Source organism: uncultured Gimesia sp. (assembly GCF_937919775.1).
Lineage (GTDB): Bacteria > Planctomycetota > Planctomycetia > Planctomycetales > Planctomycetaceae > Gimesia.
Genome location: NZ_CALFPF010000041.1, coordinates 1 through 10447, shown reverse-complemented (window position 1 = coordinate 10447; position 10447 = coordinate 1). Strand labels below are relative to the sequence as shown.

General features: G+C 48.9%; 9 protein-coding genes. 6 read left to right on the top strand and 3 right to left on the bottom strand.

What is annotated here, in order from left to right:
* The 4 genes from Q0294_RS01225 to Q0294_RS01210 form a co-directional block, all read left to right on the top strand.
* The coding region (locus Q0294_RS01225) for an inositol monophosphatase family protein (RefSeq protein WP_299459954.1) at window positions 1–715 on the top strand (715 nt) is incomplete at its 5' end.
* A 137-nt stretch (window positions 716–852) separates the two neighbouring features.
* On the top strand, window positions 853–1566 hold the full coding sequence (locus tag Q0294_RS01220) for a metal-dependent hydrolase (RefSeq protein ID WP_299459951.1): 714 nt from the start codon (window positions 853–855) through the stop codon (window positions 1564–1566).
* Window positions 1567–1693: 127 nt separating this feature from the next.
* Window positions 1694–2542: a carbon-nitrogen hydrolase family protein gene (locus tag Q0294_RS01215; protein WP_299459948.1), complete on the top strand. Its 849-nt coding sequence runs from the start codon at window positions 1694–1696 to the stop codon at window positions 2540–2542.
* A gap of 293 nt (window positions 2543–2835) precedes the next feature.
* Window positions 2836–5265: a YfhO family protein gene (locus Q0294_RS01210; RefSeq protein ID WP_299459946.1), complete on the top strand. Its 2430-nt coding sequence runs from the start codon at window positions 2836–2838 to the stop codon at window positions 5263–5265.
* 77 nt (window positions 5266–5342) lie between these two features.
* Here the strand turns inward: Q0294_RS01210 and Q0294_RS01205 are convergent, their stop codons facing one another.
* Together Q0294_RS01205 and Q0294_RS01200 are read right to left on the bottom strand one after the other, a co-directional pair.
* A complete protein-coding gene (locus Q0294_RS01205) occupies window positions 5343–6098 on the bottom strand; it encodes a hypothetical protein (protein ID WP_299459943.1) in 756 nt (251 codons plus the stop codon).
* Between the two features lie 252 nt (window positions 6099–6350).
* Complete coding sequence (locus Q0294_RS01200) at window positions 6351–7022, bottom strand: hypothetical protein (protein ID WP_299459941.1); 672 nt, start codon at window positions 7020–7022, stop codon at window positions 6351–6353.
* A gap of 318 nt (window positions 7023–7340) precedes the next feature.
* On the opposite strand from Q0294_RS01200, the gene Q0294_RS01195 reads away from it, so the two are divergent.
* Both Q0294_RS01195 and Q0294_RS01190 read left to right on the top strand, forming a co-directional pair.
* A complete protein-coding gene (locus Q0294_RS01195) occupies window positions 7341–8072 on the top strand; it encodes a class I SAM-dependent methyltransferase (RefSeq protein WP_299459939.1) in 732 nt (243 codons plus the stop codon).
* A complete protein-coding gene (locus tag Q0294_RS01190) occupies window positions 8069–9148 on the top strand; it encodes a glycosyltransferase family 2 protein (RefSeq protein ID WP_299459937.1) in 1080 nt (359 codons plus the stop codon). The genes Q0294_RS01195 and Q0294_RS01190 overlap by 4 nt, the downstream gene beginning before the upstream one ends.
* A gap of 34 nt (window positions 9149–9182) precedes the next feature.
* On the opposite strand, the gene Q0294_RS01185 is transcribed toward Q0294_RS01190, so the two are convergent.
* On the bottom strand, window positions 9183–10447 hold a 1265-nt coding region (locus Q0294_RS01185), incomplete at its 5' end, for a hypothetical protein (RefSeq protein WP_299459934.1).

Genomic DNA, 10447 nt, shown 5'->3' with positions numbered 1-10447 from the left:
ACATTACCAGTCTCCCGACCTCAAAGTGGATCGAAAGAGTGATGATTCTCCGGTCACGATCGCGGATCGCGGTGCAGAAGAAATCTTAAGGGCCGAAATTACCCTGGCTTTTCCAGAAGACAGTATTCTGGGCGAAGAATTTCCAGCCGTTGAAGGGACTAACGATTTCAAATGGATTCTTGACCCTATTGATGGCACGAAACCGTACACACAGGGCGTTCCTTTATTTGGAACTCTCCTGGGCTTGGAAGAAAACGGCAAACTCGTCATGGGCGTCTGTCGCTTCCCGGCTTTAGACGAAGTGGTTTATGCCATTAAAGGAGAAGGGGCCTGGTGGAAAATCAGAGACCAGGAACCGCGTCGGGCTAGGGTTTCCGATAAATCGCAACTCTCCGAATCCGTGTTTTGTACAACGACCATGACTCGCTGGGAAACAATTGGGAAACAAAAGGCATATGAGTATCTGTGCCGTAACTCCTATCTGGCGCGCGGCTGGGGAGACTGTTATGGGCATATGCTGGTCGCCACCGGAAGAGCCGAGGTCATGATCGACCCTGTTTTGAGCCCCTGGGATGCTGCAGCACTGGTCCCGATTCTTGAAGAAGCAGGTGGACACTGGATCGACTTCGCCGGGAATCCTTCGATTTACACCGGAAACGGTATGGCTGTGAATGCTGCGTTAAAGGATGAAGTGCTGCGGATCGTTTCAGAGTAAAACCAAGTGTTTCTGCCTGCAGTAATCTGATTTTGAAGTCCCATTGATCTCGTTCACCATTCTTTGCTACGATCTCAGGCAGAAGGATCTCGCCTCACATATTCCAGAATTGTACCGCAACTTCAGGGAAGAAAAGTATGGCCGGTTACAAGGAACATATCAGTGTCAGTGGATTACTGGGAATCGGGTACGGTTCGATTGCCAGTGTTTTCTTCGGATTCACCCCCACGCAGGGTATCCTCGCCGGCGTATTGACCTGGATCGGTGGAATGTTACCTGACCTCGATTCCGAAACCGGCCGTCCGATTAAGGAACTCTTCAGTCTGACGGCGGCTGTCGCTTCGTTTGTTGCGATGCGGTGTATGTTTCGAAAAGGCGCTGATCCTGACGCAGCGATTCTGATGGCGGTCGTCACATATGCGGCTGTCCGGTATGGTGGATCAGCCGTATTGGGTAAATTTGCAGTTCATCGCGGCATGTTTCACAGTCTGCCCGCGTTGATCATTGCCGGCGAGTCCGTTTTCCTCGCCTATTTCAGTGATTCATATGCCGTCAAATTTCTCATGGCCGGCGGAATCTCATTAGGTTTTCTCTCCCATCTTATTCTGGATGAGGTCTACAGCGTGGAACGTAAGGGAGTTCTCATCCGACTGAAAAAATCCTCTGGCAGCGCACTCAAATGGTTTGGCAAAGGCCTGTTTGGAAATGCGGTTGCCTATGCGATTCTATTGACCCTGACCTATATCACTCTGGTTGATTCCGGTGTTCTGATACCGCCCCAACAAGCCACTCCCACACAAGAAACGAGCCCCATCCGACACGCCTCTCCCTTTGATACAATTTATCGATAATGAAATGGGGGAGCGGCAAAACTAAATAGAAACATATCCTGCTGCTGCCTATAATGAATTTTAGATGCAGGATTTGATTATAAGAAACGACGCCCCCACTTGATCGTAATTTCAGGGATAGAGGTATATGAAAATCGCTGGCGTACAGATGAATGTCGCTCTGATGGCAAAAGAAGCGAATCTGAGTCACATCATTAAAAAAATGCATGAGACGGCTTCCGCAGGTGCTCAGCTTACCGTTTTCCCGGAATGTGCTTTAACCGGTTATTGTTTTGCCAGTCTCGAAGAAGCCATTCCCTATGCAGAACCGATTCCGGGCCCTTCTACTGAAAGGCTGCAACAGGTCTGCCGCGAATTGAATCATTCCGTTGTCGTCGGCATGCTCGAACTGGCAGAGCAGGGTGTTTATAACGTAGCCGTTCTGATTACACCTGAAGGCGTCCTGGGAAGTTATCGAAAAATCCATTTACCTTTTCTGGGAGTCGATCGATTCGCCACGCCCGGCGATCGTGAATTTGCAGTCTACTCTCACCCGGCAGCAAACATCGGACTTAATATCTGCTACGACAGTGCTTTTCCGGAATCATCACGCAGCATGACTCTGCAGGGTGCAGATTTGATCGTCCTTCCGACCAACTGGCCTTCGGGAGCAGAATGCGTGGCAGAGCACGTAATCAATGTGCGTGCGATGGAAAATGGAATTTATTATTGTGCCATCAACCGAGTTGGACTGGAACGCGGTTTTCAGTTCATCGGAAAAAGCAGTATCTGTGCTCCTTCCGGCGAGACGTTAGCCTGCGCTTCCGGCACCGAAGAAAAAATCCTGTATGCCACGATTGCCCCTGCGGTTGCCCGCAACAAACGCGTGGATCGCATCCCGGATCAACATGTCATCGATCGACTGGCAGACCGGCGCCCTGAAATGTACGGAAAAATCGTTGAACCGCATGGATTGCAGCCTCCACATCGAAACTGATCAAGTCTGAAATTCAAGCTTTCTCTCTTCTCCCCTGGATTTTGAGGGAAAATGCCAACGGCCATTCACAATAAAATCTTTATTGGCACAATCTATGCTATTTCTGTGAGAATGCAGGCTGAGACAAACCCGTCACAGCAATCTGTTAGATTTCCCGGAAAAGTAGACGATCAGGACACGACTCGTGTTTCTGATTCAAATCATTTTACGCTGATTTGTATCGTTTCTTTAACAACGGATCGCATTTCCTGGCTGAAACCCCGGCTCGTTCAGGCTTTTAAGAAAAGACGCACATGAATTCCAGACTGTTTCAAAATGTAACAGCCGCTTTGATTCTTGCAGCGATTTCCGGTCTTTGCTTTCAGGTTTTGTTGACCAATCCCACGGATGTGCTCGTTGGCGCACAGGATCAGGGGCACAATGACACCACAAACCAATTTATTGCTTTTAAAAGTTACCAGAAGATTTGTCTTGAGCAGCACGATCAGCTGCCGTTCTGGAATCCTTATTCCCTGCTCGGAATGCCTTGGCTGGGAAGCCCGCAATCATCGCTCTTTTACCCGGGAAACTGGATTTTCTTTTTCACCAGCGCACTGACCACAATCAGTTGGACTCTGGTTTTTCATCACTGGTGGGCTGGATGGGGAGCTTATCTGCTCGGTCGCAAATATCAACTCAACTTCTTCAGCTCCCTCCTGTCAGGAATCATCTTTCTGGCTGCTCCCTATTTTGTTGCGAAAACCGGCGAAGGCCATTTCACATCGATCACCCAGATCGCCTGGTTCCCCTGGATCTTTTATGGTTACGAACTACTGATTGAAGGTCGCAAAAAAGCGGTTCCCCTCATGGCGGTTCTGATTTCGATGGCCTTCTTCTGCGGTCATGTTCAGGAAGTTTATTATCTACTGCTGTTTCTCACAGCTTGCGTCGCCATTGAATCACTGATCGCATTTTTTCAAAAAAAACAGCAGACTGCAGAAGATCCAGCTGAAATAGTCGCATTACAGACTGATCATTCAGAAACAATGATTTCAGCGGGGGGGTTAATCAAAGCGTGGCTGATCACGGGAATCCTGACGATCGGACTGGTCGCCGTTGATTTGATTCCCGTTTATATCTATACCCAGCAGGCAGTCAGAGCCAGCGGCATTGATTTGAAGGCATTGGAAGGTGGCAGCCTCGCGCTACCCAGTCTGCTGCAGCTACTCGATCCTTTTGTCTGGGGAGGGCCGGCCAATTATAGAGGACCGGGGGGCTATTACTGGGAAGCGGTCTGCTATTTTGGATGCCTGCCTTTATTACTCGCCTGCCTGGGCATGTTTGCCAGCATCAGAAACCGGTCTGCCATTCGATTGACTCTGATTGGTTTCGCGTCATTCTTACTCGCATTCGGACCACAACTGCCTTTTTACACGCTGTTTTATGAAATCATCCCCGGCTTTTCCATGTTTCGCATCCCTGCACGTTTGCTGTGGATCTGTTCGCTGGTGATAGCCATGCTGGCGGGCTTTGGCTCTGAAACGATTTTGACTTTGTATTTCAATCCTGCCAGAAAAAAGTTTCGTAACATTTCAATCATCTGCTTTATTGCAGCCCTTTTTTGCCTGATGTATCTGGTGTTCGTTTCGCAAGGTCTGGTTTCCCTGGAACTTGATCCGGCACGAATCATTAAACTCCATCCGACCTCATTCATCGTGGCTGTGCTGGGTATTTCCGTGGCGGTATTCTTAGCCTGTGTTTCGCGTAAAGCAGCAGTAGGGAGCCTCATCCTGCTTTGCGCGTTTTCGTCCTGGGAACTTTCCGCACACAGCCAGCAGATCTTGAGAACCATTCCGCAGACTTCATTCCGAGACGAAACGAAGATTACAAAGTTTTTGAAAGAGAACCTGGGCGAGCATCGCGTTCTCGTCGGCCAGAAGTTACTCAGTGATCGTGAAGCCTGGAATAGTCAAATCCTGAAAATTCAGGGTTATGAACCCGTTCCTCTGACACGCCTCGGGCTTTTCGCAGCAGCCACGTTTCCGCAGGCAGATGCAGCCCTGATGATGGCAGGTTATAGCGAGCCGCAACTTAGCACCGCACGTCTCCCCCTGGTGAGTCTTATGAGTGTAAAATACGCGATCCTGCAAACAGACCAACGTCTGGAACTGGAGGGCTGGAAGACCGTCGAACAAGGATCCATTCCCGAAGAATTTACCTTGAGAAACTCTGAACCGTCCCAGATCCCGTATTTGATTCTGGAAAACACAAAGCCACTCCCCAGATCATTCTTAACAGGCAATACAAAACCTCTCAATCCGAATGCACAAAGCGAACAAATCGTCGCCACGGTCGCGAAAGTCCAGCCGCAGAACGAAGTGCTGTTGCCGCATGATGTGCTGCCTGCAGGCAAGCGGCAAGCTTACAAAGCGGCTGAGATCATCAAGGCGACTCCCAACCAGTTACAAATTAAGGCTGAACTGGATGCGCCGGGGTATCTGATCCTCTCAGACATCTATTATCCGGGCTGGTCTGCGCAGATCAAAGAAAAAGAATCCCCCATCCTGCCCGCAGACTTTTCATTGAGGGCCATTCCCCTTCCGGCTGGCGAACATGAAGTCATCCTTTCCTACACTCCTCCCGGATTTAAGATCGGACGCATCCTCTCGCTGACAACACTCGCCATCATTCTGATTTTGCTGCTGACCTCTTTGCGTTCCTCGCATGAGAACCATGCGGGTTAAAACCTTCCGCACTTGAAAATAAGGCCAGGCAGAATCACCGCGAACTAATTTCGTCAGCGAGGCACTGTCTTATCCGACTATTTCTGCTGTTTCTGTTTTTCCTGCTGTCGATAAAATTCTTTGACCTGTGTCTCTGTTGGCACTTTTCCGCTCCCCAGAAACTTTCCCAGAGGACGCGCGACTTGATGAACCAGGTATCTTCCCGAACGAAAAACAACGGGGTTTGACCAGGGGTAGGCTCCTTTGAGGCTGACCGGATAGTCTGGCGGCATGATTTGGCTGGGATTAGACGACTTTGCCAAAGCAGCGTCCCTGCCAAAACCACTGTCGATCAGATCAGTCACGATAAATTCCTGCGAGCTTTCATTGATGGCAGTATACAGTTCTTTTCGATGGTTAGGGCAAAATATCAAAACCGAATCGAAGAAGACAAACCGGGTTGCCGGTTTGACGGAGAGCTCCGGATACAAATAAACCAGGGTGCTGTTATAACAGTGTAATTGTCCGTCTTTCAGATTTTGAGATTGCAAATATTGCTTGACAGCATCGAGATCTTCCCAGTCTACCTGCACTAATAAAGCCAACTGCGACTTTAACCGGGCATCGCTGGAATTCAACAGACAGGTCTTCCATAACATCGCCCGTTGAGGCTTGAATGCCGGAAATGAGAAAACAACCATCATCAGGAACAAAGCCATTCCCCCTTTCCAGCCCCAGGTAAGGGACCGGTTCTTAAATCGGCTTCCCAGGTAACCTCCAATGACGGTGATTGCCAACAGATGGGAAGGGGGGTGCACATAATCAAACAGGTGCTGGAATGCGAAAGATTGCACGAGCCACCCCAGATAAAATAAAGCCAGCAAAACCGAATCGCGTTGGCCGGACTCAAGCGGGGTATCCCTATCGGTTTTTGTACTCAGACTCCAGTAAGCCTTGATGGCAACAAAGGCGAGTGGTACTGCAATGAGATGTAACAGGAACCAGGGGTAAAAGCGAAATAAAAACTGGGCAAATCGTAATGGCTGCCAGCCCGCTTTACGGGCTGCAACATATTCCGGATTCCAGCCAGTAAATGTGTCATAAAACTAAGGCCAGGCACCAGTCTGCCACATCCAGCAGATCCCGACTCCCCCCAGAAATAAGCCTCCCAGCAGTAAGCCGGAAAAATCAAGCATCAGCTTCCGAGATTGCCGGACAATCAGCAAAGATCCAAACCAGACACACAATGCAGGAACAGCCACAAATGGTTTGATCCAAAAAGCAGTCGCCCACAGAAGCCCTTCCAGAAGAGCCCAGCCGAATATGGACGTGCGGGAAACCGGTGCTTCAAGGCTTTCAATGAGCCGGTCAATCTGTTGACGGCGCAGCCAGACAGCTGCCAGTGCAGGGAGGAGTATCAGAGTATCCCGCTGAAAGTGACACCATTCGGAGATGGAAAAGTAAAAGGAAAACAAAGCGATGCCCAGCCAGAGCATACCAGTCATGGAAAGATGATTCCGGCGGTTCCACATCATCAGAAGGAGAGCACTTCCGCTGAAGTTGACCAAATCAACGCTCCGGATGGCATCAGAACTCATCCCGACAATTGAGCGAACCAACATATGCAACCAGACGATGCCTGGCAGGTTCGTCTCGAACATATCCTTATATAAGGTTCCCCCGTTGAGAACCATTTGTGCCTGTAAATCATAGAGCACAACATCCGTAGCGACAGGCATTCTGATAAATAGCGGGACATTCAGAATTAGAATCAGCATAAAAATGACAGCGGCTACCCAAGTTAACCCTGATGATTGCCCGATTGGCCGATCTTCCACACCTACTACTCCACATATTTACACACAAATTAACCACATCGGGCAGTAATACACCAAAACACTATAGACAATATAGATAGCATAGGTAAAATAAATACGACTAAATTGGATGAAAATCTGCCATTTTTGTCAGGAAACCAGAAGAGTTCTCCTGACCTCACTGTTATGCTGGGCTCAGTGAGACCTCGTTCTTTACGTCATCCCACTATCTTTTTTATTCCCGTTAGTCCATCACTCGCTAAATGAAACAAGAGAATCGTGGATCCAGGACACCTGACTGAACTGATTGACTTAGAAGAAAACTACTGGTGGCACGTCGCCAAACGTAAGTTAGTCACGGAAATTCTGACCAATGAATTTCCCGCTCCCGGTCTGATTATAGAAGGGGGAATCGGTTCTGCACGTAATTTGCTCGAATTCAGCCGACTGGGTTATGAAGTCACAGGTTTTGATCTGATGGAAGACGCCGTGGAACACGGCCGTTCGCGTGGTTTGAATAATCTCCACGTACACGAACTCAGTCAACCTTGGCCGGTTACTCCCGCCTCTGCAAAAGCAGTTCTCCTGTTAGATGTAATGGAGCATATGGAGGCCCCGGTTCAGTTACTGAAAAATGCAGCAGAAACTCTGACGGATGACGGTGGGATTATTATTACAGTTCCCGCCTATCCCATGCTTTATTCTGACTGGGACCGAAAACTGGGACATTTCTGCCGTTATACAAAATCAAAATTTCGTCAAAACGCCGAGCAGGCGGGATTAAAAGTGAAGTGGGTGACGCACTGGAATTCATTTACTCTCCCCGCTGCCATCGTTTGTCGCGGACGAGATAGAATATTGAATCGCACGGAAGATTCCCCCCCTCGTTTCACCCGCGTTTCACGGTTCACGAATGCCTGTCTCAAGTCGTGTGCCCAAATTGAGCGCAAGCTGATTCATTCGACAGGAGTACCCTTTGGCCTTTCACTCGTGGGAGTATTGGTCAAATGAGAGCAGCCAATTTTCAACATTCGAAAACGTTGCGCAAGCCGATTGCCGATTCACTCATTTCGATTGTCCTGCCGGTCTTTAATGAGCAGGAAGTACTTCCCCTGTTGCTGCAGGCGGTTGAAGACTCGTTACAGTCAGCAGGATGTGGCTATGAAATCATTTTCGTGAACGATGGTTCTTCTGACCATAGCGGCCAAATCCTGGATGATCTTGCCGAGTTGAACTCACGCGTCAGGGTGCTCCACTTTGCCAAAAATTTTGGACACCAGGCAGCAGTGCAGGCGGGCTTACTCCACACAACCGGCGATGCCGTCGTGATCATGGATTCCGACATGCAGGACAGTCCCACTGCCATCGTCGACTTTATTGAACAGTGGCAAGCCGGTTATGATGTCGTCTATGCCATTCGCACAGACCGCAAAGAAAATTTCGTAAAACGCTGGGCATTCCAGACATTTCATAAAACTCTCAATCTCATTGCCAGCACATCGATTCCACGGGATGCCGGTAACTTCGGATTGATTGACCGCAAAGTGGCCATTCAAATTGCACAACTCAACGACCGTGATCGCTACTTTCCCGGATTGCGGTCCTGGGTTGGTTACCGTCAGATTGGTGTTTCCGTCGAACGATTGGCTCGTTATGACAAAAATCCCCGCGTCTCGTTTGCCCAGTTATGCGGTTTGGCTAAAACGGCAATTTTCTCCTTCTCATTTTTTCCACTCACCGTTTTTTACATCATTGCCGCATTGTCGGCAGTGGTCTGCCTGGGACTGATCTCCTTTGTGTTTTACCATAAAATCTTTACCGGACTCGCGATTCCCGGCTGGGCATCGACCACCATTACAGCATCGTTTTTCGGTATGCTGAATGCTTTGGGAATTGGAATTCTAGGCGAATATGTAACTCGTATTTATGATCAGGTCAGAGCCCGCCCGATGTTCATCGTCGGCAGTAAAACCAATTTCGATTCCCCGGAAATTGAAGCACCTCTTCTGGCAAAGCCCGAAAAAGCCCAAAGCTCTGCGGCCAATATCACAATTGATGCTGACCCGGAGTTTTCTCAGCAGTCCTGATAAATCCCGCGATGAGAACTGGTGACAAATCCGCCTATTGCGATGTATGTCTCACAATATTGACCGAATCCTGAAATCGGGACGCGGGCTTTTCGCTCCCCTGTTGATTTCGGTCTACTTCGACCTTCTGAGAAGGATGGAACAGCCGCGGTCGGAACACAACCATGAGCAACATCGGTAAGTACCACAACAGATAAACGCTTCCCTGTTGAGGATACCACAGCAATGTCGCAATAATAATGGCTGTCGTATGTGACATCAGATGCCCTAAATTCTTTCGGCGCGGCCAAATTGTCAGGCAGGCAATGAGAAGTAAGAAGCCGACAAAAACGGGAATCCGGTAGGCTGAATCGTAAGTACTCCAGAATCCGGGGATTTTTTGCCCCCCTTCAAACTTGAGGACTGACCAGTCGATCGAACCTATGGTCTGTTGCGTAAATGAATAACGATCAACGGATGTCAGAATTAAACTCCCCAGTAAGATAATACCAACAACACCTCCCGATAAAGCAAAACGTTTCAGCCCATTTTTTCTGTAAAAACTGGCCCATAACGGTAAGAGAAAGACCGGAAAAAACATGGCCCCGCATGCCAGTCCCATAAAAATCCCGGAAAGGACAGGCTTCTGATAGGTTACAAATGCCCAAACCAGCAACGCCGCCGGTAATACATGATTTGTCTTACTGACATCGTAGGCAGTACAAGGCAGCAAGAGGTAAAGCAATGCCATCGCCAATCCAAGCTGAATATCGGCAAAATGCACTTTTCCCATGATGATCAAGCCCACAACCACAAAGGCATGTGCCAGAATCGCCATAATGCGGGCAGCCAGCGTGGAATGATCCAAAGTCGTTTCCGGACTGGTAACAGGTGTGGTCCCTTTTACGACGGCTGTTGAAAAAGGAACCACAGGCGCAGTCAACAGCCGGGCAGTAGGACCGGCTTCCGGCATTTTTTGTTCTTGAGTCGCAGAGACGTCCTGCATATTCAATAAACTGTCAGCCTGCCTGACTGTTTGAATGGTTTCCGGCGCCGGTTTCTCCGTGAAAACCCGCACCACCAAAAAAGCAAAAATTGAGATACAGAGAAATGCCATTCCAAAACTGTTCAGGTTCTGTTCGCCGCGCGGCCTGCGTTGAAAAAAACAATCAACGCTCATTCGGATCACGAGCAATCCGGTTCCCACAAACAGCCAGATATTACCCAGAATGGGACGATCACCAACAAATAATAACCCGGGGGAAATCGAAAGTAGTAATAATAAATCCAGATTGCGCAATGACATAATGCGATCAAATC